At 63.9% G+C, this 23,312-nt stretch carries 16 protein-coding genes; 11 read left to right on the top strand and 5 right to left on the bottom strand.

Annotated features, from left to right (window positions below):
* Positions 1-105 precede the first annotated feature (105 nt).
* Positions 106-2,022: a molecular chaperone DnaK gene (gene dnaK / locus AC0L3I_RS30200; RefSeq protein WP_123147317.1), complete on the bottom strand. Its 1,917-nt coding sequence runs from the start codon at positions 2,020-2,022 to the stop codon at positions 106-108.
* Positions 2,023-2,605: 583 nt separating this feature from the next.
* Here dnaK and AC0L3I_RS30195 point away from each other — a divergent pair.
* The 5 genes from AC0L3I_RS30195 (at position 2,606) to AC0L3I_RS30175 (ending at position 12,568) form a co-directional block, all read left to right on the top strand.
* On the top strand, positions 2,606-4,549 hold the full coding sequence (locus tag AC0L3I_RS30195) for a hypothetical protein (protein ID WP_473485660.1): 1,944 nt from the start codon (positions 2,606-2,608) through the stop codon (positions 4,547-4,549).
* 46 nt (positions 4,550-4,595) lie between these two features.
* Positions 4,596-7,979, top strand: a complete 3,384-nt coding sequence (locus AC0L3I_RS30190) for a DUF7929 domain-containing protein (protein WP_473529341.1) — start codon at positions 4,596-4,598, stop codon at positions 7,977-7,979.
* Between the two features lie 165 nt (positions 7,980-8,144).
* The gene (locus tag AC0L3I_RS30185) at positions 8,145-10,103 is read left to right on the top strand and encodes an EB domain-containing protein (RefSeq protein ID WP_473529329.1); all 1,959 of its coding nucleotides are present in this window, start codon (positions 8,145-8,147) and stop codon (positions 10,101-10,103) included.
* Positions 10,104-10,347: 244 nt separating this feature from the next.
* Complete coding sequence (gene rpe, locus AC0L3I_RS30180) at positions 10,348-11,025, top strand: ribulose-phosphate 3-epimerase (protein WP_473529328.1); 678 nt, start codon at positions 10,348-10,350, stop codon at positions 11,023-11,025.
* Positions 11,026-11,188: 163 nt separating this feature from the next.
* Complete coding sequence (locus tag AC0L3I_RS30175; protein ID WP_473529327.1) at positions 11,189-12,568, top strand: malonyl-CoA decarboxylase; 1,380 nt, start codon at positions 11,189-11,191, stop codon at positions 12,566-12,568.
* Positions 12,569-12,610: 42 nt separating this feature from the next.
* Here the strand turns inward: AC0L3I_RS30175 and nagA are convergent, their stop codons facing one another.
* The 4 genes from nagA to AC0L3I_RS30155 are packed head-to-tail and all read right to left on the bottom strand — an operon-like array spanning position 12,611 to position 16,474.
* A complete protein-coding gene (gene nagA / locus AC0L3I_RS30170) occupies positions 12,611-13,789 on the bottom strand; it encodes an N-acetylglucosamine-6-phosphate deacetylase (protein ID WP_473529326.1) in 1,179 nt (392 codons plus the stop codon).
* Positions 13,786-14,817: an SIS domain-containing protein gene (locus tag AC0L3I_RS30165; protein WP_473529325.1), complete on the bottom strand. Its 1,032-nt coding sequence runs from the start codon at positions 14,815-14,817 to the stop codon at positions 13,786-13,788. Before AC0L3I_RS30165 ends, nagA begins: the two co-directional genes overlap by 4 nt.
* Positions 14,814-15,596, bottom strand: a complete 783-nt coding sequence (locus AC0L3I_RS30160; protein ID WP_473485654.1) for a GntR family transcriptional regulator — start codon at positions 15,594-15,596, stop codon at positions 14,814-14,816. Before AC0L3I_RS30160 ends, AC0L3I_RS30165 begins: the two co-directional genes overlap by 4 nt.
* Positions 15,593-16,474 carry a glucosamine kinase nucleotide-binding domain-containing protein gene (locus AC0L3I_RS30155; RefSeq protein WP_473485653.1) on the bottom strand — a complete coding sequence of 294 codons (882 nt, stop codon included), beginning with the start codon at positions 16,472-16,474 and terminating at the stop codon, positions 15,593-15,595. Before AC0L3I_RS30155 ends, AC0L3I_RS30160 begins: the two co-directional genes overlap by 4 nt.
* A 200-nt stretch (positions 16,475-16,674) precedes the next feature.
* Here AC0L3I_RS30155 and AC0L3I_RS30150 point away from each other — a divergent pair, with 200 nt between their 5' ends.
* The 6 genes from AC0L3I_RS30150 (at position 16,675) to AC0L3I_RS30125 (ending at position 23,214) form a co-directional block, all read left to right on the top strand.
* Positions 16,675-17,631 carry an N-acetylmuramic acid 6-phosphate etherase gene (locus AC0L3I_RS30150; protein ID WP_473529324.1) on the top strand — a complete coding sequence of 319 codons (957 nt, stop codon included), beginning with the start codon at positions 16,675-16,677 and terminating at the stop codon, positions 17,629-17,631.
* 2 nt (positions 17,632-17,633) lie between these two features.
* A complete protein-coding gene (locus tag AC0L3I_RS30145; RefSeq protein ID WP_473529323.1) occupies positions 17,634-18,893 on the top strand; it encodes an ABC transporter substrate-binding protein in 1,260 nt (419 codons plus the stop codon).
* Between the two features lie 228 nt (positions 18,894-19,121).
* Entirely contained in the window at positions 19,122-20,045 is a 924-nt protein-coding gene (locus AC0L3I_RS30140; RefSeq protein WP_473529322.1) for a carbohydrate ABC transporter permease, read from the top strand.
* A 241-nt stretch (positions 20,046-20,286) separates the two neighbouring features.
* A complete protein-coding gene (locus AC0L3I_RS30135; RefSeq protein ID WP_023801468.1) occupies positions 20,287-21,126 on the top strand; it encodes a carbohydrate ABC transporter permease in 840 nt (279 codons plus the stop codon).
* Positions 21,123-22,184: a Gfo/Idh/MocA family protein gene (locus tag AC0L3I_RS30130; protein WP_473529321.1), complete on the top strand. Its 1,062-nt coding sequence runs from the start codon at positions 21,123-21,125 to the stop codon at positions 22,182-22,184. Before AC0L3I_RS30135 ends, AC0L3I_RS30130 begins: the two co-directional genes overlap by 4 nt.
* A 31-nt stretch (positions 22,185-22,215) precedes the next feature.
* The gene (locus AC0L3I_RS30125; RefSeq protein ID WP_292183460.1) at positions 22,216-23,214 is read left to right on the top strand and encodes an ABC transporter ATP-binding protein; all 999 of its coding nucleotides are present in this window, start codon (positions 22,216-22,218) and stop codon (positions 23,212-23,214) included.
* The last annotated feature ends 98 nt before the right edge of the window (positions 23,215-23,312 follow it).

Genomic DNA, 23,312 nt, shown 5'->3' with positions numbered 1-23,312 from the left:
GGGCTTGCTCGCACTTTTTCGATCAGGCCCGCACTTTTTCGGCCAGAGTTGCAAAAAAGCCCGGCTTTGCGCCGGGCTTTCTGCCTAAACCTGCCATCCGGCCGCTCAGGCCGACTTCTTCTTGTCGTCGTCCTCGTTGATTTCCTCGAAATCGGCATCGACCACGTCGCTGTCCTTGGCGGCATCCGCCTTGGCGTCAGCCTCCGCGGCTTCCTTCTGCGAAGCCTCGTACATGGCCTGGCCGAGCTTCATCGAGGTTTCTGCGAGCGCCTGGGTCTTGGCTTCGATCTCGGCCGTGTCGTCGCCTTCGGCAGCGGTCTTCAGCGCCGCGATCGCATCGGCGATCGCCGTGCGATCGGCCTCGGAAACCTTCTCGCCATATTCCTTCAGCGACTTCTCCGAGGAATGCACCAGCGCCTCGGCCTGGTTGCGGGCCTCGACCAGCGCGCGCCGCTTCTTGTCGGCCTCGGCATTGGCTTCGGCGTCCTTCACCATCTTCTCGATGTCGGCGTCCGAAAGGCCGCCAGACGCCTGGATGCGGATCTGGTGCTCCTTGCCGGTGCCCTTGTCCTTGGCCGAGACATTGACGATGCCGTTGGCGTCGATGTCGAAAGTGACCTCGATCTGCGGCACGCCACGCGGCGCCGGCGGAATGCCGACCAGGTCGAACTGGCCGAGCGCCTTGTTGTCGGCGGCCATTTCACGCTCGCCCTGGAAGACGCGGATAGTCACGGCCGACTGTGAATCCTCGGCCGTCGAGAACACCTGGCTCTTCTTGGTCGGGATCGTCGTGTTGCGCTCGATCAGCCGCGTGAACACACCACCCAGCGTCTCGATGCCGAGCGACAGCGGCGTCACGTCGAGCAGCAGCACGTCCTTGACGTCGCCCTGCAGCACGCCGGCCTGGATGGCGGCGCCCAATGCGACGACCTCATCCGGGTTGACGCCCTTGTGCGGCTCCTTGCCGAAGAACTGCTTCACGATCTCCTGGATCTTGGGCATGCGGGTCATGCCGCCGACCAGGACGACCTCGTCGATTTCGCCGGCTTTCAGACCGGCATCCTTGAGCGCCGCCTTGCAGGGATCGATCGTGCGCTGGACGAGATCCTCGACCAGGCTCTCGAACTTCGCCCGCGTCAGCTTCAGCGTCAGGTGCTTGGGACCGGTGGCATCGGCGGTGATGAAGGGCAGGTTGATCTCGGTCTGCGTCGTCGACGACAGCTCGATCTTGGCCTTTTCGGCCGCTTCCTTGAGGCGCTGAAGGGCGAGCTTGTCGCTCCGCAGGTCGATGCCCTGTTCCTTCTTGAACTCGGCCGCCAGATATTCGACCAGACGCATGTCGAAGTCCTCGCCGCCGAGGAAGGTGTCGCCATTGGTCGACTTCACCTCGAAGACGCCGTCGCCGATTTCGAGCACCGAAATGTCGAAGGTGCCGCCGCCAAGGTCATAGACGGCAATGGTCTTGCCTTCCTTCTTGTCGAGGCCATAGGCAAGCGCGGCCGCGGTCGGCTCGTTGATGATGCGCAGCACTTCGAGGCCGGCGATCTTGCCGGCATCCTTGGTTGCCTGGCGCTGGGCGTCGTTAAAATAGGCTGGAACGGTGATGACCGCCTTCTCGACCTTCTCGCCGAGATAGGCTTCCGCCGTTTCCTTCATCTTCTGCAGGATCATCGCCGAGATCTGGCTGGGTGACTGCTTCTTGCCGCCGGCCTCGACCCAGGCGTCGCCATTGTCGCCCTTGACGATCTTGTAGGGGACAAGCTTCTTGTCTTTTTCCGTCACCGGATCGTCATAGCGGCGGCCGATCAGGCGCTTGACCGCGAAGATGGTATTTTCAGGATTGGTGACTGCCTGGCGCTTGGCCGGCTGGCCGACGAGGCGCTCGCCATCGCTGTTTATGGCGACGATGGAAGGGGTCGTGCGCGCGCCTTCCGCATTCTCGATCACCTTCGATTCCTTGCCATCCATGATGGCGACACAAGAGTTGGTGGTCCCCAGATCGATACCGATTACTTTTGCCATTTTTCTAATCTCTCCGCTAAGCAGGCTCTCAGGACCCGTACAGGCGTTCCGGCGAAAGCCCCTGTTCACAAGAAATTCCGCTTCGGCAACCGGCATTCCGGCGTCGAACGGCTTGGCGCGTATATAAGAACAGGCTGCGCGGCGCGCAAGCATTCTGCGCAAGGCGTCCAACATCCTTTTCTCGGGCCGGCCGGTTGTTCTCCGGCCATGGCTCCCCTGAACCTTTCCGCGTCCGTTCGCGACTGACACCAAGGTGCGCCGCATGGTGCGGCCCAAAGGAAAGCCCCATGACTGGAAATCCAGAGCCTCCGCGGTCTCCGGGAACTCAGCGCGACCACCGCTTGCGGGATGGAGCCGATATGCCAGGCCTTCCGCTGATTCCGTTGACCCCGCGTAAGTGCCGGCATATCGTGACTACGAGGAAAGCAGACAATTCGATCAGGGAAAAACGTGCCGGAACGCCGCGCCTTGCCCTGATTTGCGCGGAAATGCCGGATGTTTCTCCCGTAGCCCGGGGGGGAACTCCATGTCTGGCGACCACGGCGCGTTCGTGCGCACTCGTGCTGGCCGTTCGCGTCGTGCGATGCAACAAACCAGTGGCTTTCTGGCGCTGGCGCTCGCCACCACCCTGTGGCTTGGCGGTGCCGCCCAGGCGCAGGAAACGCAGATCATCTATCGAGGCTCGATGGCGGTGACCGGATTTTCCGGCACCGTCATTCCCGATTTCGAACAGGATCCCACTCTCGAAGAAGGCCCCAAATTCGAAGAGGGCCTCCCGCCCGGCGTCGACCCTGTCGGCGAAACCTTCATCGACACGACGCGCGCAACCTTGCGCGTTTTCGATGTTTCAAGCCTAGGCGGGCCGGCTTCCGGCCAACTCGTCTTCACGCCGCCGCCCTTCGAAGTGACGGCCGGGCAGATCGGCCAGGTGTTCGCCATCACCTATGACGACGGTGTCCGCGACGGCGCTCCCTCAGGCATTCCGAACCTCTATGCCGGCGCCACCTCGTTGCATGGCATCCGCATCGTCACGTCAGACGAAGATGCGGACGGTCCTCCCGAGCGGCAGCGTCGCGGTGCTGCCGGCGCCACCTTCATGGATGGCCAGTTCGGCACCGAGAACGGTGGCGGACCGGGCACGATCTGGAAGATCGACGGCATCTCCGGCCAAGTGAGCAAATTCGCCGACATCGACACCAACAGCGGTCCCAGCATCGGCGACGTCACCTTCGACACCATCAACCGCCAGCTCTTCGCCAGCGACCTCGACACCGGTCTCATCCATCGCATCGATGCCAACGGCGCCCTGGTCGACATGTTCGACCACGGCATTGCCGGGCGTCCGGCGCACCAGTTGGCCCCGCTTGCCGACGATGGGACGGGGATGGACATCGAAGACGCTGCCTTCGACAGCGAAGACCCCGACAGCTGGGGCTACACGCAGGATGAGCGCCGCGTCTGGTCCGTCGCCTATCATGGCGGCCGACTCTATTATTCGGTTGGTGAAAAGGCCGAGATCTGGTCGGTGGGCGTTGCCCGCGACGGCAGATTTGCCGGCGACCCGCGCTGGGAGCTGACGGTCAAGGCCGACAAGGACCACGCCGTCACCGACATCGCTTTCGATATCAGCGGCTTCATGTACCTGGCCCAGCGCGGCCCGGTGGAAAGCCGCTACGACTACAGCCAGTTCGTCGATTCCGGCAAGGGAGAGGTCATCCGCTATTGGCGCGAAAACCCGGACGATCCGGCGACGGAATCAATCTGGGTGGAAATGCCGCAGGACTATCCGGTCGGTTTCCCGCAAGGCAACCGGCAGTCGGCCGGCGGCCTCGACCTGCAATATGGCTATGGCGCCGACGGCAATCTCGACGCGAGCGTCTGCACCGAAACGCTGGTCAAGACCGGCGACAAATTGCGCAACAATCCGGCGCTTGCCGAACAGCTCGCCGGCGGCGGGCCGCTCGCCTTGCACGGCGTGCAAATCACGCCGGCGGCATTGGTCAAGCCGGCCAACGTGCCCCCCTTCGGCTCGTGGTTCGTCGACTTCGACGGTTATTTCGAGGACCCCGAGGTTGAAGGTCATGTCGGCGACGTCGAGGTCTGGCACCCCTGCGAAGGCCGTGCCGGCTACTACGAGCAGATACCGGGCGGCGGTTACCTGCCACCTTTCTATCCGCCTGATTTTCCGCCGCCCGGCGGCGTGCCTCCTTGCCTCGACCTTGAGGATGTCAGGTATTTCTGCACGCCCTCCGGTCTCGAGGCCGAACTCTATCTCCGCGACCCTGCCGGCTTTGGCGGCGATTCGATCAAGGCTCTGTCCAGGACATCAGGCGTCGGCGTGACTTCACCCCTCTCGCATGCTCCCGGCGCGCGCCACACGATCGGCATCACCGGCCATTATCCTGGCGACACGATCGATGTCGGGCTCTGCTTCTACAGGCAGTCCGACCGCGAGAAGGGCGGCTACTTCCCTTGCTGCAAGATGACCGTGTCGCTCAGAACCCCAGCCGTCAGCTGCGAACGTTGAGGAGGGGAAGGTGAGCATTTCAGCATTTTCCCCGCTTGCGACGAGCATGAAACCGCTGTCACTCGCCAGGCGCAGCGCGCGCTGGCTGATGGCGGCCGGGATCGCGGTTGCCATGCTGGCCCCGGCGCAAGGCTTCGCCCAGGACCTTGTTCCGGCCCAGACCAGCCAGGTCGACCTCGACAAGCCCGCCGATCCCGGTCCGCTCGTAACCGCCAGTCCGGATTTCGGACTCGACCTGGACAATCCGCGCATCGTCAATCCGCGGCCCGGCCGGGTTGTGCCTTTCTTCACCAAGAAAGGCAGGCAACGAGGCTGCGACTTTGTCGTATATTCGCTGAGCTTTGGCCTGCGCGGCAACCCGCAAGCTTTTGCCAGCCCGAGCCTCGCGGCCGCGCTGGAAAAGCTCAAGATCGACTTCAAGGACCAGCTTCCGAATGGCCTGCGGATCGTCGGCGTGCATGTGTCCGGCGACGGCACGGATGCGTCCGGCGGACCGCTGCCCGGGGCCTCGATCAGCACGGCGGCAAATCCCAACGACACGGCTGATGTTTCCGATTTCCGGCTCTCCGCCTCCGATCTTGATGGCGTCGGCGCTCCGAACGAGCGCGTCATTACCTTGCAGATCACCGCCAGGATCGACCATGCGGCGTTTGCCTCGCCGGCGATCGTCGACAATCAGGGCATGATCAAGCTGACGGTCGGACCCGGCACCGGGACCATCATCCCGTCGCAGGATCCGGCCAAGCCGGACGACGGCAATTTCCTCACCGGCGAAAAAACCTCGATCAAGATCGACTTGACCAAATGCAACCCGCCGCCTCCACCTCCCGGCGACCGGGAATGCTTCAAGGTGGAACGCGGCACGGTCGATTGCGTACCCGGCGGCGGCGCCTTCATCTACCACATGCCGGTCGGCGCCGAGATGGGCGGCAAATGGGTGCAACTTTCGACGACGACACCCGGCATCACCGTCATCCCCGACACGCAATTGGTGCCGGCGGGCGGCGGTGTGCTCGACTGGAAGATCGTCGGTGCCTCACCTGGCGAGGTCATCCACCTCATCGTCACCGGAATCGAAACCTATGCCGGCCCGGAAGAGGGCTGGGGCCTGTGCTGCACGCAGACGATCGAAATCGTCATTCCGCGCGACCAGAGGTGTCCGCCCAAGGACAGGGAGCCGGATCTGAAAGTCGAAAAACGCGCCGACGTTCCGCGTTGCACGATGGGTGGCGACTGCGACTTCACCATCAGGGTCACCAATGTCGGCGACGGGCCGTATCACGGCAAGATCGTTATCGACGAAGTAACGCTGCCGGCCGGCTCCACTCTCGATTCAGGACCGAATGCGCCCTGGGCCTGTGCGCCGGCGGCCACCCCGATGATGTGCACCCATCCAGTGACCACGCTCAACCCGGGTGCCTCCGTCGACCTCAAGCTCGGCTTCAAGCCGGCCGGAGGTTGGAAGGGCCGCATCTTGCGCAACTGCGCCGCCTATAATTATGGGGCCAGCGGCAAGCCGCTGTTCGGCAGCCAGCAAAACGACCGCGGCTGCGCCTCGATCCCGATCTGCCGGCGTGGCGACCGTGACCGCGACTGCCGGCCGCCGGTGGAAAAGAATGTCGATCTGATCCTGAAGAAGCGTGCCCGCACCCCGGTCTGCACGGCCGATGGCGTCTGCACCTTCGTGATCGACATCATCAACAACGGCATTGTCCTCTATGACGGGCCGCTGACGGTCACCGACACCTATCCGGGCGGCGCGCCGGCATCGTCGAGCTTCGGCCCAACCCCGCCCTGGACATGCGGACCGAACGGCCCCGGCCAGTTCCGTTGCGACAATGCCGGCATCGTGCTCTCGCCGGGCGCCTCGACGCCGATTTTCGTCAAGGCGGTGATGCCGGCCGGCTATCGCCCGGACACCGTCGAGAACTGCGCCGAGGTGAAGGCCATCCCCGGCGAGAGCGACCTCACGAACAACCGCGCCTGCGCCAAGCAACGCATCCGTGATGGCGGCAAGCCGGCCCTGCGCATCACCAAGCTGTGCAGCGGCTCGCTGGCCGGCGCTGCGGCCATCACCTGCCGCATCACCGTCATCAGCACCGGCACCACTGCTCCCACCGGTCCGGTGCGGGTCAGCGATGCCGCCACGCTGGTGGTCGGAGGCGCCCCCGTCCCGATCCAGACTATCACCCCTGACGGCGCGGAATGGGCGTGCGGACCGGTTCCAGCCAATGCGCTGTCGTGCCAGATTCCCGGCGCTATCATGACGCCCGGAACCAGCCGCCACTTCGATGTGACGATTGCCGGCAATGGCGTGTTCGAGAACTGCGCGCGCGGCTTCTACGGCCCGGCGCCAGGAGACGACATCGTCCATCCGATCGGCAGGGCCTGCGCCAAGGGTGGCGGCGCCTCGACCATCCGTGTCGAGAAGACCGGCGATGCCGAGTGCCGGATGGGCCAGCCTTGCTCGTTCGAGATCACCATCGCGAATGATGGGCAAAACGCCTTGTCCGGTCCGGTTCGCATCGGTGATGCGATCGGCGTCGAAGGCCTTGGCCGGCTGGAAGGCGTTGCGATCACCTCGATCGACCCGCCCTTCGGCTGCGCGCCGGAACCGGCGACCTTGCCTGCGTCCTGCATCGCCAACCTGACGCTCGGCGCCGGGGAAAGCCACGTTCACCGTGTAACCGTGATCATTCCCGACGACGGCCACCTGGCCGATCTGCAGGGCACCGTCAGCGGCCAGAACTGCGTCGGCGTGCTGTCTCCCGAAACGCCGGTGCGAGGTGCGGGCGACGTGCTCTCCCGCGACCTGACCAGCGTGCAGGGCGATCGCGGCAAGGCCTATGCCTGCCATCCCTTCACCATCAGGCATGAGGTGAAGAAGGGGTGCTCGGCAGGCCTCGTCATGAACGACGCCGGCCGGTGTGTCTGCCCGGAAGGCACAACCTTCCGCAATGGCCAGTGCTCGTCCGGTGGCGGCACGGTCATCATACCGAAGCCGAAGGAGCGCTGCCTGCTGCTCAAGGGCCAGATCCGTACCCAGGATGGTGATTGCATCTGCCCGAGAGGGACGGAACTAAGGGGCGACGCCTGCCGGCCGATCCGGAAAAAGCCGCCCCTAGTGGAACAGTGCAAGCTGCTGCGCGGCCAGATCCGCACCAAGAACGGCGCCTGTGTCTGCCCGCGCGGGACCGAGGTGATCAGAGGGGCATGCCGCAGGCCGCAGGTGGAGTGTGCGCCTGGCTCACGGCTGATCAACGGCCGGTGCCAGCCGATCGTCAAGCGGCGCTGTCCGGTCGGGACAGTCGGACAGTATCCGGACTGCGCTCGGATCCGCAGGGCGCCGACGCTGCAGATCAATCCGAACCTGTTGCTGAACCCGAACATCCTACAGCAGCCGAGGCGCAGGCCGCGGGCTCTCCAGTAGGGACCCGGCGCGCAACAGTCCGTCACATTGGACCGCAATACCAAGACCTCGCGGGAGCAATCCGGCGGGGTTTTTCGTTGGTCGGACGTGTTTCAGCCGCTGCGTGAACCTAATCGCTGCAGTCGGCGACAAACTCCCTGAAGGAACATTTCAGGGAGAGAGAAGATGTCTTCAACCAAGCATATTTTTCGCAACACGGCGGCGACCGTCGCCCTGATCGCAGCCGCGCTCGCCACCACACCGGCCTTCGCCAAGCAGGCGAACATCAAGTCAATGTCGTTCAACACCGAAAGCGCCAAAACGACGATCCATGTCGGCTCCAGCGACAAGCAAAAATGGGACACGCTTAAGAGCGGCAACGTCCAGTTCTGGGGCCACATGAAGCTCAACACATGGTGGCCAGGTTATATGCAGGATGTCGGCGTGGCGCTCGGCGTTTGTGGACCGGGCCAGTGCGGCGCGTTTCCGCCGATCTGGAGCGCGTCGCCTGTCAGCCGCGACTACGATCGCCAGGAAAATTTCTCCTTCGATCCCTCCATAATACCGCTGTCGTCGGACACCGGTATCGCCGTCGTGCCTTACGGCGACCAGATCATTGCCAGGTGCAACCAGCACCTCCAGCCCGATGGGCCGACAAAGTCTTACTCGTTCACGCACAGCTTCCATGCGAGCTTCTCGGCACTGACCGACACGGCGCTCGATATGGACAATGCGGTCAGCGAGGCCCAGGGCGGCAGCTGGCCCCATCCGCTGTACGACTCGCACTATGCCGAGCACGGATCGTTCGACGTCCAGGTTGTCTGCGACCCCGTCATCAAGCCGCCGGTTCAGGACGTCGCCAATGATTTCGGCGAATTCGACGTGGGCAACGTCAAGCTGTTCCTGACCACCTACCAGTCGAACCAGACCGGCTCGACGCTCGGTACGGTCTGCCCGTCGTTGAAGGTCACGAGCCGGGCGCAGGCTAACCAGGCCGGGCCTGTGTCGATGCGCATCTGGCGCCAGAAGAACGACGGGCCGATCACCTCCGAGGTGCAGCAGGCGTGGGCGTCATACGACGCTACCAAGAATGGCTATTTCGGCACCTACGAGAAATGGGAGGATGTCGGCGCCACCGCCTACTTCCAATACAAGACCGAGATCATCGGCATCGGTCCGTTCGAACCATTTGACGGCTGGAAGGACATCACCGTCCATTGCACCGGCGCGGGCGGGGGCGGCTTCACCGACGCACCTCAGGACAACCCCGAAAACCCGCCGGCGCATTCGGACTGGCAGGGAGAGGTCACTGTCTCGGACAGCGCTGGCTTCAAAAAACTCTGCCCACGCAAGGGTCAGGTGGCGTTCCAAGTTGAGCGCGATGCGCCGGGTGCGTTTCACTACCGCATCAGCTGCTCGAACGGCGCATTCTTCACCGGCACGACGGCCGCCTTCAACGATGGCGGTGTGTTCAAGGCGAGTGCCGCACACGAGCTCAGCATCGTCAGAACCCGCTCGATCCAGTGCACCCTGCAGGAGATCAAGCAGAACGGTTCGATCGCCACCGTCGACAACAGCAGCGAGGATTTTACCTGTATCAAGCGCAATTTTGATCCGAATGGCGATGGTCTGGCGGTCGATACGCGACCCAATCCCGGCAAACCGCAACTTCCGCCGGTCGTCATCGATGCCGGCCGCACATGCCTGCCGAGCCAGAGGCTGATCCGTGGCAAATGCGTCGACAGGCCGCTCGTGGCTGCCTGCCGCAGCACCGAAAAGCGTGTCAACGGCAAGTGCGTTGGGGTCAGCATCCACTGCCTGCCCGGTTACCATCAGGTCGGCCTGAAATGCGTGCGCAATGCAGTGATCGCCGACAGGTGCAAGCGCAACGAACAACGCATCGACGGGAGATGCGTGCGCAATACCCCCATCATTATCGACTGCAAGCGCGGCTATCATCTGGTCGGCAAGGCATGCGTTAAGAACCCGCTGATCATCACCGCCTGCCGGGCAACCGAAAAACTGGTGGGTGGACACTGCGTGCCCAAGCAACCTGTGAAAAAGCCCAATCTGCAAAAAGTGAAGCAAGGCAGCGGCAGGGTCTTACTGCCACGACTGGCCAGGCCGCGGCATCCGGTGAACTGAAATCGCGACGCTTGAACAGGGAGAGAGGTGGCCGACGCTGCCTCTCTCCTTTGTGCAACAACCCATCTTCGTGCAACAGCCACCGGCGCCGGATTCCTGTCGACAAGCGGCGCTGAGACGATTAGAGCGACGTCAAAGTACGCGTCTCAAAGCTTTGAATCTTCGCTTCGTGCTTTCCGAAAATCCATTCCGATTTTCGGGCCGATGCGGTAGGCGAAGGCGGGCTCAAGAACGGGAAGCGAACATGGCTCACAAGATCCTGATCGCGCCATCTGTGCTGGCGTCGGATTTTTCGAAGCTCGGCGACGAGGTCGAGGCGGTAGCGGCGGCCGGCGCCGACTGGATCCATCTCGACGTCATGGACGGGCACTTCGTGCCCAACATCACCTTCGGTCCGCCGGTGATCAAGGCGATCCGCAACCGCACCAAGGCCTTCTTCGACTGCCATCTGATGATCGCGCCGGCCGATCCCTATCTGGAGGCCTTCGCCGAAGCCGGCTGCGACGGCATGACGGTGCATGCCGAGGCCGGGCCGCATCTCGACCGTTCGCTGCAGACGATCAGGGACCTCGGCAAGAAGGCCGGCGTGTCGCTCAACCCGGCGACGCCGGAAACGGCGATCGAATATGTGCTCGACCGGCTCGATCTGATCCTTATCATGACCGTCAATCCGGGTTTTGGCGGCCAGGCCTTCATTCCGGGGGTCGTCGACAAGGTGAAGCGGGTGAAAGCGCTGATCGGCAATCGGCCGATCCGGATCGAGATCGACGGCGGCATCTCGCCGCAAACAGCACCTTTGGTCACCGCCGCCGGCGCCAGCGTGCTGGTCGCCGGTGCATCCATCTTCAAGGGCGGCAGCGTCGAAGCCTATCGGGCGAACATCGAGGCGATCAGGACAGCGGCCGACCAGGCGGCCGGTTGACGCTGCCGGCGTCGTTACCAGAACGCGCCGTCTCTTCAGCCGGTCAGGAATTCGTTGGCCGACGCCGGTGCGCTTGTGCTCGTGACATGCGGCCCCATATGCTCTGTCTCACCCTCATGCCTCTCCGGACCCTCCCGCAGGCTCCTCTTCGACGGTCGGATTGATGAACCGCAGCCCTTTCTTCGCTGATTTGCTGAACACCATCGCCGATCGCGGCCGGATGATGCTGAACCTCGTGCGCGGTGACGAGCCGGTCTCGGCCGACAGCCTGGGGCGTCTGTGCGCCCGTCTGCTTTCCAGCCAGGGCGAGGCATCGGGTGTCGCCTATGCAAGGGAAATCCTGGAGCGCTGGCGCATCCTCGGCGCCGACGGAAGGCTGGCTTTCCTGCATGTGCTGCGCGATCGTTTCGGCACTGATCACGCCAGGCTTGCCGCCGCGGTGGATGCCTATCGCGCCGAGCCCGACGATCGCTCGGCACTTGCCCTGCACGACGCCGCCGAGCCGGCCAGGCAGGAGCTCCTGCGCCGCCTGAACCTGGCGCCCGGCGGCATCGAGACGCTGGTGCGCATGCGCGAGGATCTGCTTGCCCGGCTGCCCACATCGCCCGATCTCGCCATCGTCGATGCCGATTTCACGCACCTCCTGTCGTCGTGGTTCAACCGCGGCTTCCTGGTGCTGCGGCGGATCGACTGGTCGACACCGGCCAACATATTGGAAAAAATCATCCGCTATGAGGCGGTGCACGCCATCCACACCTGGGACGATCTGCGCCGCCGGATCGAACCTGACGACCGGCTCTGCTATGCGTTCTTTCATCCGCAGCTCGGCGACGAGCCGCTGATCTTCGTCGAGGTCGCGCTCACCCGGGCGATGCCGACGACGATCGCCGAGCTGCTTGCCGACGAGCGGCCGCTGGTGCAGCCACGGCAGGCCACGACAGCGGTGTTCTATTCCATCTCCAACTGCCAGGAGGGCTTACGCGGCATTTCCTTCGGCAATTTTCTGATCAAGCAGGTGGTCGAGGATCTGCGCCGCGACCTTCCCGGCTTGACCGATTTCGTCACGCTGTCCCCGGTGCCGGGCTTTGCCCGTTGGCTGGCTGAGCAGACTGAAACCATACCCTCCGCCGCCGAAGTGTTAGACCTCGTCGCCGACGAGGGCTGGCATGCGGACGCTGCCGCGCGCGACCGCGTAGGCCAGGCCCTGCTTCCTCTTGCGGCGCAGTATTTCCTCGAAGCCCGCACCGCCTCCGGCAAGGTGATCGACCCGGTCGCCCGGTTCCATCTCGGCAATGGCGCGCGGCTGGAGCGCATCGATCTTTTCGGCGACCTGTCGCTCCGCGCCTTGCGTCAGGCGCATGGCCTGATGGTCAATTATCGCTACAAGCTTGACGATATAGAGAAGAACCACGAGCTGTTCGCCGCCAGGAACGATGTGGCGGCCGCGCCCGCCGTGCGCCGCCTGCTGCCGAACCGGCGAGACCGGGCCGCGCCGCGGCTTCCGGCGCGAGCTCAGGGGATTGAGGACAAGAGGGACATATGAGCAACCCACCCGCTTCAGGCTGCGGGCCGAACAGCTGATACCTTAGGCGCCCCTTGCGACACCGGCCTCGAAAACCCTGTCGCCTTCTATCCAGACGCCCTTGACGTCCAATTCGTCCGACAGCGCAACGATATCGGCGGAGGTGCCGTTGGCGAACCGCCCGAGCCGGTGCGACTGGCCGATCGCCTGCGCCGGATAGAGCGAAGCCATGCGCAGCGCCTCCGAAAGCTCCAGTCCGACAACTCGGTGGACGAAGCGCACGGCGGAGATCATGTCGAGATCGGCGCCCGCCAGCGTCCCGTCGGCAAGCCGCAGGCTGCCGTCCTTGCGATAGATGGTGCGGCCGTTCAGCGTGAACGAGGTCATATCGGTGCCGATCGTCGCCATGGCGTCGGTGACCAGGAAAATTTTTGCCGGGCCCTGCTTGGCGCGCAGCGCGATGGCCATGGTGGCGGGATCGACATGGATGCCGTCAGCGATGATGCCGGCAAACAATGTGGCTGTATCGATGGCGGCACCCGCCAGACCCGGCTCACGATTGCCGATCTGGCTCATTGCGTTGAACAGATGGGTGACCATTGTTGCGCCGGCATCGGCGAACGCGCGCGCCTTGGCATAGCCGGTGTCGGAATGGCCGAGGCTGACCACGATGCCGGCCTCGACGAGCGCCGAAACGCGCACGGTGTCGACGGATTCCGGCGCGATCGTGGTCAGCAGCACTGGCAGGTTTTTCCGCGCCGCAATCAGCATCGCCTGGTCGGCATCTGACATTGGCCGGATCAGCGCCGGGTCATGCGCACCCTTCCGGGCGACCGATAGATGCGGGCCTTCGAGATGCAGACCCAAAAAGCCCGGCACCTTCTGCTGCGCGGCCTCCGCTCCGGCGGCGACCGCGGCGGCGGTGATCTCAGGCGTGTCGGTGATCAGCGTCGGCAACAGTGCCGTCGTGCCGAAAGGCGCATGCGCCCGGCAGATGGCTTCGATCGAGGCGACGTCGGGATGATCGTTGAGCATGACGCCACCGCCGCCATTGACCTGCAGGTCGATGAAGCCCGGCGCAAGCATGCCGCCGTCGATCTCGATACGCGCAACGCCGGATGGAACGGCGCCGGCGGCAACGATGGCCTCGACCAAACCGTCGCGGACGACTAGGGCGGCGTTATCGTGCCAGTCGTCGCCGTCGAAAATCCGGGCGCCAGTCAGGGCAAAACGGTCGCTCATATGGTTTCCGTCACCTTGCGAAGATGGGGCGGCGTGTCCGGATCGAGACCGCGATGACGGGCAAAGGCCTCGACGAAGCCATAGAAGGACACGATCAGCGCCAGTGGGTCGGTCAACGGATGGCCGGTGGCGACATGCGTCAGGTGCTGAGCGCTTTTCGCCTGGTCCGAAGTCACGAAGACGGCCGCACCCTTGGCCGCCAGGCTGTCGGCGGCCTCTGCGATCGATGGCTCGGAAGCATCGCGGGCGGCGAGCGCCAGCACCGGAAAATCGGGCCCGACCAGTGCCAGCGGGCCATGCATCACTTCGGCAGCACTATAGGCCTCGGCATGCATGGCGCAGGTTTCCTTGAACTTCAGCGCCGCTTCATTGGCGATCGCAGCGGACGGACCGCGACCGAGGATGAACAGCGATTTCGGCGTCTCCAACGCACCGGCCAGCGCCATCCAGTCGCAGGCGATCGCCTTGCGAAAATGCTCCGGCAAGCGGGCAAGTGCTGCCAGAAGCTTATCGTCGCCGGTGCTATGCGCCATCAAGGCGAGGCCGGCGACAGCCGAATTGACGAAGGTCTTGGTCGCCGCAACGCTGCGTTCCGGGCCGGCCAGGATGTCGATCGCATAATCGGAGGCGCGCGCCAGCGGCGAATCGGCAGTGTTGGTGATGGCGACGGTCAGGGCACCGCCGGCTCTCGCGGTTTGCGCCATGGCGACAATGTCCGGGCTCTTGCCCGATTGCGAGATCGCCAGGCAGGCTGAGCCGGCCAGCTTGAGCTTGGCGCCGTAGATCGAAGCGATCGACGGGCCGACCGACGCAACAGCAAGGCCGGCGGTCAGCTCGACGGCATATTTCATGAAGGTGGCGGCATGGTCGGACGAGCCGCGCGCCACGGTGACGACGAACTGCGGATCGCGCTCGCGGATGCCGCGCCCGGCCTCGGTCAGCACCGCTGCCGAGCCGTCGAGCAGGCGTGCGGTCGCCTCCGGGATCTCCTCGATCTCGCGCCGCATATGGGTAATTGTCGCGCTCATGGCCGGCCCTCTTCGCCCGGCCCGCTCAGCCGGAGTTCGGCGACGAAATCATAGGCGTCGCCCCTGTAGATCGAGCGGGTGAATTCGATCACCTTGCCGCTCGCCAGATAGGAAATACGCTCGATGTGCAGGGCGGCAATGCCAGGCGGCACTTCGAGCAGGCGCGCGTCGTCGTCGCCGAGATTGGCGGCGGAAATGCGCTGCACCGCCCGCACCGGCCGCAGCCCCGTCGTTTCCAGCGCCGCGTAGAGCGACGAACCGATCGCCGCCGGGTCGGGCAGCACGCTGGCCGAGAGGGCGGCGCGCTCGATCGCCAGCGGCGTGTCGTTGGCAATGCGCAGGCGCGCCACCCGCGCCACCAGTTCGTTCGACGACAGGCCGAGCACCATCATCTCGTCCGGCGAGGGCGCGTAGAGGCCGCGGTCGAGCCAGGCCGAACGCACAGCCATGCCGCGCCGCGCCATATCCTCAGTGAAGGATGTCAGCCGCGACAGCGACTGCTCGACGCGTTCCATCCGCGGCGCGACGAAGGTGCCGGAGCCGTGGCGTTGGACGAGGATGCCGCCCTTGACCAGATCCTGCACCGCCTTGCGCACGGTGACGCGCGAAATGTCGGCCTTGCTGGCAATATCGCGCTCGGAAGGCAGCGCATCGCCCGGCCCGATCAGGCCGCGATTGACCGCGTCCTCGATGCTCTTCCTAAGCTGCAGATAGAGCGGCGCGCCGCTCTGCGACGACTGTTTCAGCATGGCGAAGATCTGGTCGGCGGCTTCGCTCATCGCGTTGCCTCCGCCGCTTTGGCGAAGACACGAACTGCCATCTGCACCGCGCCGCCGAGCGCATCGTCGAGCGGCGGCTTCAGCAGCGCCCGGTAGCGCGCCGACAGGCGTGGTGCATAGAGCGGCGCCAGCCCGCCAAGCAGGCAGAGCGGATCGTCGTCGCCGAGATCGAGCACGCCAAGTGCTGCCTCGACGTCGGCGACCGCCTTGTCGAGGATCCAGTTGGCGACGGCGTCGCCCTTTTCGGCATGGTCGAACACCTTTGGCGCGAAGCCGCCGAAATCGCCGGGTTTTGCGTTGGTGGTGAACTCGACCAAATCCTCGGGATTGTCGCGGAAGATGGCGAGCATGGCCTGCGTCAGCGGCGACCCCTGGCGGATGCCGTCATAGGCAAGCAGCGTCTGTTCGAGCAGGTCGCGGCCGATGCGGGCGCCGCTGCCCTGGTCGCCGACCTGAAAACCCCATCCGCCGATGGCGCGCGACTTACCGTTTTTACGCGCCATGTAGGCGGTGCCGGTGCCGAGGATGGCCATGGCGCCGTCACCGAAGCCGATCGCGCCTTCCAGCGCGATTTCGGCGTCGGTCTCGACGCGGCTGATGCTGAACGGCAGGATCGCTTCGAGCTGCTGCCTGTAGGTGCCGACATTGGCGCCGGCGAGGCCGAGGATGGCCGGGGTCTGCGGGATCAGTTCGGGGTCTTGTCCGGCGGCGACAAAGGCCTGCCGCGCCGCGTCGACGATGTTGGCCCTGGCGCCGGTTAGATCGGTGCGGATGTTGGCGGCGCCGCTCTTGGCGCGGCCAATGACGGTGCCGTCCGCTGTTGCAAGGGCCGCCCTGCAGCTGGTGCCGCCGCCATCGATGCCAAGCACGAATTTCACACGATTTCTCCTCCGGGCGGATAATACCAATAAAATACCAATAGCCAAGGATTAATTTCCGTTTCAAAAAGATTAAGGCGTAGTTGATTGAAAAACCACCGTATTTTGCCTGAACGGCGATTTCAGGGCAGGGAAGTCGCTAATGCGTGTGGACAAGTGGTATTTTTTTGGTATTGTTTTCTGGATTGGAGGGAAAGCGGATGGCCGAAACGCGCACCGAAGCGCTTCACCAGAATGCCGAGGGGCTGGACATCCAGGCCTCGGACGTCATCCTTTCCTCTTTGGCCAACGCGCAGATCGAGGCCGCCAAGGCGGTGCGCGGCGCCATTCCCGCCATTGCCAAGGCAGCCGAAATCATCGCCAGCCGGCTGAACAGCGGCGGCAAGCTCGCTTACGCGGCGGCCGGCAGCTCGGGCCTGATGGCGCTGGCCGATGCGCTGGAACTGCCGGGCACCTTCGGCATTCAGCGCGACCGTATCGCCATCCTGATCGCCGGCGGCGACGATGCCTTCAAGACACTGGCCGGCGGGCCGGAGGACGACACCGAGGAAGCCTCAGCAGCGGTTGCCGCTGCCGGCGTCGGCGAGGGCGACTGCCTGATCGCGGTCTCGGCCAGCGGCTCGACGCCCTATGCCGTCACGGCGATCGAGGACGCCAGGCGCCGGGGTGCGGCGACCATCGCCATCGCCAACAACAAGGATGCGCCGCTGCTTCGGCTGGCCGATATCGCCATATTGCTCGAAACGCCGCCGGAGCTGATCGCCGGCTCGACGCGCATGGGCGCCGGGACCGCCCAGAAGATCGCGCTCAACATGCTGTCGACGCTGGCCGCCATCCATCTTGGCCATGTCCATGACGGCTATATGGTCAACCTCATGGCTGACAACATCAAGCTGCGCGACCGCGCAACACGCATCGTCGCCGTCATCAGCGGACGCGACAAGGAGGATGCGGCGCGCCTGCTCGAAAAGAGCGGCGGCGCCGTCAAGACCGCCATTCTCCTCGCCGCCGGCGCCGCCAATGCCGATGCGGCCGAGAAGATACTGGAAGGGACCGGCCAGAAGCTGCGCCCGGCCCTTTCCGCGATTGAGGGGAGCATGAGGCAGAAAGCCTCTGTTCTCAAAACCGAACCTGAAAAAGGTCAACAGGGAGACTGAGCATGACAACGAAACTACTGACGGCACTGCTTCTCGGCACCAGCATTCTCGGCTCCGCCGGAATGGCCTATGCCCAGGACGTAACGCTCAACATCGAAAGCTGGCGCGGCGACGACCTTGCCATCTGGAAGGACAAGCTGATCCCGGCTTTTGAAGCCAAGAACCCCGGCATCAAGGTGGTGTTCGCGCCGTCGGCACCGACCGAATATGACGCCGCACTCGGCGCCAAGCTCGCCGCCGGCTCGGCGGGCGACCTGATCACCTGCCGCCCGTTCGACAAGTCGCTGGAACTTTTCAAGAAGGGCAACCTCGCCGATCTGTCGGCGCTGCCGGGCATGGAGAATTTTTCCGACGTCGCCAAAGCCGCCTGGCAGACCGACGACGGCAAGGCGACATTCTGCGTGCCGATGGCTTCGGTCATCCACGGCTTCATCTACAACAAGGACGCCTTCGACCAGCTCGGCATCAAGGTGCCGACCACCAATGAGGAGTTCTACGCCGCGCTCGACAAGATCAAGGCCGACGGCACTTACATCCCGATGGCGATGGGCACCAAGGACCTCTGGGAAGCCGCGACCATGGGCTACCAGAACATCGGCCCGAACTACTGGAAGGGCGAGGAAGGCCGCACCGCGCTGATCAAGGGCGAGCAAAAACTGACCGACCCGCAGTGGGTCGCGCCCTTTGCCGAACTCGCCAAATGGAAGCCCTATCTCGGCGACGGCTTTGAGGCACAGACCTATCCGGACAGCCAGAACCTGTTCACGCTTGGCCGCGCCGCCATCTACCCTGCCGGCTCGTGGGAGATCGCGCTGTTCAACACCCAAGCGCAGTTCAAGATGGGCGCCTTCCCGCCGCCGGTGCAGAAGGCCGGCGACACTTGCTACATCTCCGACCACACCGATATCGGCATGGGTCTGAATGCGGCGTCGAAGAATGCCGATGCAGCCAAGACCTTCCTGTCCTGGGTCGCCTCGCCGGACTTCGCCACTATCTACGCCAACGCGCTGCCGGGCTTCTTCAGCCTGAACAACACGCCGGTGAAGATGGAAGACCCGCTGGCCCAGGAATTCGTCTCCTGGCGCGACAAGTGCAAGTCGACGATCCGCTCGACTTACCAGATCCTGGGGCGCGGCACGCCGAACCTCGAGAACGAGACCTGGGTTGAATCGGCCAACGTCATCAACGGCACCGTCACGCCGGAAGCTGCCGCCAAGAAGCTGCAGGACGGTCTCAACAGCTGGTATAAGCCGGCGAAGTAAGAACGAGCGCTATCTCCCCCTCGAGGGGGAGATGTCGCCGGAGGCGACAGAGGGGGTCGGTTGTGGCAGGTTGCGACCTGATCGTTGCTGGAAAGCACGATCGAAACCACGATGGCGCACTGCTCGGCCGACCCCACCCGCCTCGCTTCGCGAGGCACCCTCCCCTCGAGGGGGAGGGAGGCGCCGCGCCCTTTGGCGGCAAGAACCTGATCGGCGGGGACCGAACGCATGGCCGCAGCACCGAAACGACCGTTCCGCTGGCACATCGGCGTCTTTCTGGCGCCGGCAGTGCTGGTCTATACGGCGATCATGATCCTGCCGCTGGCCGGCACGCTGCAGCTCTCCTTGTTCCGCAACATAGACCAGTCCCAGGTCTTCGTGGGACTGGCAAACTTCCGCACGCTGTTCGGCGATCCTAACTGGTCCGTGGGTTTCTGGAATGCGCTGAGGAACAATATCTGGTTCTTCATCATTCATATGCTGGTGCAGAACCCGATCGGCGTCCTTTTGGCGGCGCTTCTCTCAAGCCCGCGGTTGAGATTCTCCGCCTTCTACCGCACAGCCATCTTCGTGCCGACGATCCTGTCCTTCGTCATCGTCGGCTTCGCCTGGAAGCTGATCCTGTCGCCGCTGTGGGGCGTGGCGCCAAACCTTATGGATCTTGTCGGCCTCAAAAGCCTGTTCACACCGTGGCTGGGCAAGGAGCAATATGCGCTGACCACACTCAGCCTGATCTCGGTGTGGCAGTTCGTCGGCATTCCGATGATGCTGATCTATGCGGCGCTGCTGTCGATCCCCGACGAGGTGATCGAAGCGGCCGAATGCGACGGCATCACCGGCATGTCGCAGTTCTGGAAGATCAAGCTGCCGCTGATCCTGCCGTCGATCGGCATCATCTCGATCCTGACCTTCGTCGGCAATTTCAACGCCTTCGACCTGATCTACACCGCGCAAGGCGCGCTAGCCGGGCCGAATTATTCGACCGATATTCTCGGCACCTTCCTCTACCGCGCCTTCTTCGGTTTCCAACTGCAAATCGGCGATCCCAACATGGGCTCGGCAATCGCCACGATGATGTTCCTGATCATTCTTGGCGGCGTCTGCGTCTATCTGTTCCTCGTCCAGACGCGCCTGCGTCGCTATCAGTTCTAGGGGCCGAAATGTTCAGCTTGAGCACCCCCCTCTGGCCTGCCCTCTTTGCCACCACTTGGCATCTCCCCCTCAAGGGGGGAGATTGGATGTCATCGCCGGGTTCGCCAACTTTCAGCGCAGCAGAACGGGTAGCGACATCGACGCTGCCGATCTCTCCCCTTGAGGGGGAGATGTCCGGCAGGACAGAGGGGGGCGTCTTGGCGCCATCCTTTGGAAATGCAGCTCGTCAGGAGACTTTCCAATGAGCACGGCAACCCACTCCCTGCCCCGCACCATCGGCGCCCATGCGGTGCTGTTGACCTACACGGTGATCGCCCTGTTTCCGGTGATCATCGTCATCATGAATTCATTTAAATCCCGTGCGGGCATCTTCGGCGCGCCGCTGACGCCGCCGACCCCGAAAACCTTCGACCTGATCGGCTACACAACGGTGATCGGACAGGGCGATTTCATCCACTATTTCCAGAACAGCCTTGTCGTCACCGTCGCCTCGCTGTTCTTCGTGTTGCTGTTCGGTGCGATGGCGGCCTTCGCGCTGTCGGAATACCGCTTCCGCGGCAATTCGCTGATGGGGCTTTACCTCGCGCTCGGCATCATGATCCCGATCCGCCTCGGCACCGTCGCCATCCTGCAGCTGATGGTGGCAAGCGGGCTCGTCAACACGCTGACGGCGCTGATCCTGGTTTATACGGCGCAAGGCCTGCCGCTCGCCGTCTTCATTCTGTCGGAATTCATGAAGCAGGTCTCCGACGACCTGAAGAATGCCGGGCGTATCGACGGTCTGTCCGAATACACGATCTTCTTCCGGCTGGTGCTGCCGCTGGTGCGGCCATCGATGGCGACCGTCGCCGTCTTCACCATGATCCCGATCTGGAACGATCTGTGGTTTCCGCTGATCCTGGCGCCGTCGGAGGAGACCAAGACGGTGACGCTCGGCGCCCAGCTGTTCCTCGGCCAGTTCGTCACCAACTGGAACGCGATCCTGGCCGCACTTTCGCTGGCGATCATGCCGGTGCTGATCCTCTACGTCATCTTCTCGCGGCAGCTGATCCGCGGCATTACCTCGGGAGCGGTCAAGTGAGTGAGGAAAAACCTCTTCGCGTCGTCGTCGCCGGGCTCGGCAATATGGGCCGCAGCCATGCGCTGGCCTATCACACCAATCCGGGCTTCGAGATCGCGACACTGGTCAACCGTTCGGACGTGCCGCTGCCGGCCGGGCTTTCCGGCTATGATATCAGGCGCTCCTTTGGCGAGGCGCTGCGCGACGAGACGCCTGATGTCGCCTGCATCGCCACTTATTCCGACAGCCACGCCGACTATGCGGTGAGGGCATTCGAGGCCGGCTGCCATGTCTTTGTCGAAAAGCCGCTGGCGACGACGGTGGCGGATGCCAAACGCGTGGTCGCGGCGGCCAAGGCCAACGGCAGAAAACTGGTGATCGGCTACATCCTGCGCCATCACCCGTCCTGGATCAGGCTGATCGCCGAGGCGCGCAAGCTCGGCGGCCCTTACGTGTTCCGCATGAACCTCAACCAGCAATCCTCAGGCCATAGCTGGGAGACGCACAAGCAGTTGATGCAGACGACATCGCCGATCGTCGATTGCGGCGTGCATTATCTCGACGTGATGCTGCAGATCACCGACGCCAGGCCGATCGAGGTGCGCGGCATGGGGCTGAGGCTGACCGACGAGATCGCACCCTCGATGTACAATTACGGTCATCTGCAGGTGCTGTTCGACGACGGTTCGATCGGCTGGTACGAGGCCGGCTGGGGGCCGATGATCTCGGAGACCGCCTTCTTCGTGAAGGACGTGATCTCCCCCAAGGGCTGCGTGTCGATCGTCATGAAGGAGGGCGTCAGATCCGACGACATCGACACCCACACCAAGACCTCGACCATCCGCCTGCACAGCGCGGCGACCGGCGCGGACGGCAAGTTCGCCAAAGCGGATGAGATGCTGTCGATGGAAGGCGAACCCGGCCATCAGGATCTCTGCGACCGCGAACAGGCTTTTCTGCTCAAGGCGGTCCGCGAGGATATTGATCTTTCCCGCCACATGGACGACGCGGTGAAGTCGCTCGCCGTCTGCCTTGCCGCCGATGAGAGCGTTCGCAGCGGCGCCCCAATCAGACTCTAGACCAGTCAAACTCTAGAACAGGAACGAAGCCGTGGGCTCGCTGAACATCGAGAATGTGAAAAAAGCCTTCGGGCCGGTCGAGGTGCTGAAGGGCATCAACCTCGAAGTGACCGACGGCGAATTCGTCGTCTTCGTCGGCCCCTCCGGCTGCGGCAAGTCGACCTTGCTCAGGGTCATCGCCGGATTGGAGGATTCGACCTCGGGGCGTGTGGTCATCGACGGGGCGGACGTCTCCGCAACCCCGCCGGCCAAGCGCGGCATCGCCATGGTGTTCCAGACCTATGCGCTCTACCCGCATCTGACGGTGAAGAACAATATGGGCCTCGGCCTCAAGCAGGCCGGCACGCCGGCGGCCGAGATCGACCGCCGCATCGGCATCGCCTCCTCGATGCTGTCGCTGGAACCCTATCTCGCAAGGCGCCCGGCCGAGCTTTCCGGCGGCCAGCGCCAGCGCGTCGCCATCGGCCGCGCCGTGGTGCGCGAGCCCAAGCTTTTCCTATTCGACGAGCCTTTGTCCAACCTCGATGCAGCGCTGCGCGTCAACACCAGGCTGGAGATTGCGCAACTGCATCGCCGGCTGAAGGCGACGATGATCTACGTCACCCACGACCAGGTCGAGGCGATGACGCTGGCCGACAAGATCGTCGTGCTCAACGCGGGCAAGATCGAGCAGATCGGCGGGCCGATGGAGCTTTATAATTCACCGGCGAATGAGTTTGTCGCCGGCTTCATCGGCTCACCGAAGATGAATTTCGTTGACGGCGCCAGGCTTGGCGAGACGGCCAAGACCATCGGCGTCCGTCCCGAGCACCTGACGGTCGATGCGAAATCCGGCGCCTGGAAGGGCACGGTCGTCCATGCCGAGCATCTCGGCGCCGACACCAACCTCTATCTCGACTGCGAGAAGGCCGGCCTGATCACCGTGCGCATCTTCGGCGTCTACAACGCCGAACCGGGAGCCACGCTCTACGCGACGCCGGATCCGGCAAGGACGTACCGGTTCGGAGCGGATGGGAAGGTGCTGAAGTAGGGTTGCGGCAAAGGTTGGCGCTGCCCCTCACCCTTACCCTCTCCCCGTATAGAGACGGGGAGAGGGGGGCGTCAGCGCTGCAGCTTCGTCCTTCTCCC

The sequence above is a fragment of the Mesorhizobium sp. WSM4840 genome, assembly GCF_055811755.1.
The sequence above is the reverse complement of the archived record's forward strand: the minus strand, read 5'-3'. Positions and strand labels throughout refer to the sequence as shown.

Excerpts from the sequence above, each read along its gene's own strand:
- rpe (WP_473529328.1), top strand. The coding sequence starts at position 10,348 with ATGGCTCACAAGATCCTGATCGCGCCATCTGTGCTGGCGTCGGATTTT.
- AC0L3I_RS30135 (WP_023801468.1), top strand. The coding sequence starts at position 20,287 with ATGAGCACGGCAACCCACTCCCTGCCCCGCACCATCGGCGCCCATGCG.
- AC0L3I_RS30150 (WP_473529324.1), top strand. The coding sequence starts at position 16,675 with ATGGCCGAAACGCGCACCGAAGCGCTTCACCAGAATGCCGAGGGGCTG.
- AC0L3I_RS30140 (WP_473529322.1), top strand. The coding sequence starts at position 19,122 with ATGGCCGCAGCACCGAAACGACCGTTCCGCTGGCACATCGGCGTCTTT.
- nagA (WP_473529326.1), bottom strand. The coding sequence starts at position 13,789 with ATGAGCGACCGTTTTGCCCTGACTGGCGCCCGGATTTTCGACGGCGAC.
- AC0L3I_RS30175 (WP_473529327.1), top strand. The coding sequence starts at position 11,189 with ATGAACCGCAGCCCTTTCTTCGCTGATTTGCTGAACACCATCGCCGAT.
- AC0L3I_RS30145 (WP_473529323.1), top strand. The coding sequence starts at position 17,634 with ATGACAACGAAACTACTGACGGCACTGCTTCTCGGCACCAGCATTCTC.
- AC0L3I_RS30195 (WP_473485660.1), top strand. The coding sequence starts at position 2,606 with ATGCAACAAACCAGTGGCTTTCTGGCGCTGGCGCTCGCCACCACCCTG.
- AC0L3I_RS30165 (WP_473529325.1), bottom strand. The coding sequence starts at position 14,817 with ATGAGCGCGACAATTACCCATATGCGGCGCGAGATCGAGGAGATCCCG.
- dnaK (WP_123147317.1), bottom strand. The coding sequence starts at position 2,022 with ATGGCAAAAGTAATCGGTATCGATCTGGGGACCACCAACTCTTGTGTC.
- AC0L3I_RS30190 (WP_473529341.1), top strand. The coding sequence starts at position 4,596 with ATGAAACCGCTGTCACTCGCCAGGCGCAGCGCGCGCTGGCTGATGGCG.
- AC0L3I_RS30160 (WP_473485654.1), bottom strand. The coding sequence starts at position 15,596 with ATGAGCGAAGCCGCCGACCAGATCTTCGCCATGCTGAAACAGTCGTCG.
- AC0L3I_RS30185 (WP_473529329.1), top strand. The coding sequence starts at position 8,145 with ATGTCTTCAACCAAGCATATTTTTCGCAACACGGCGGCGACCGTCGCC.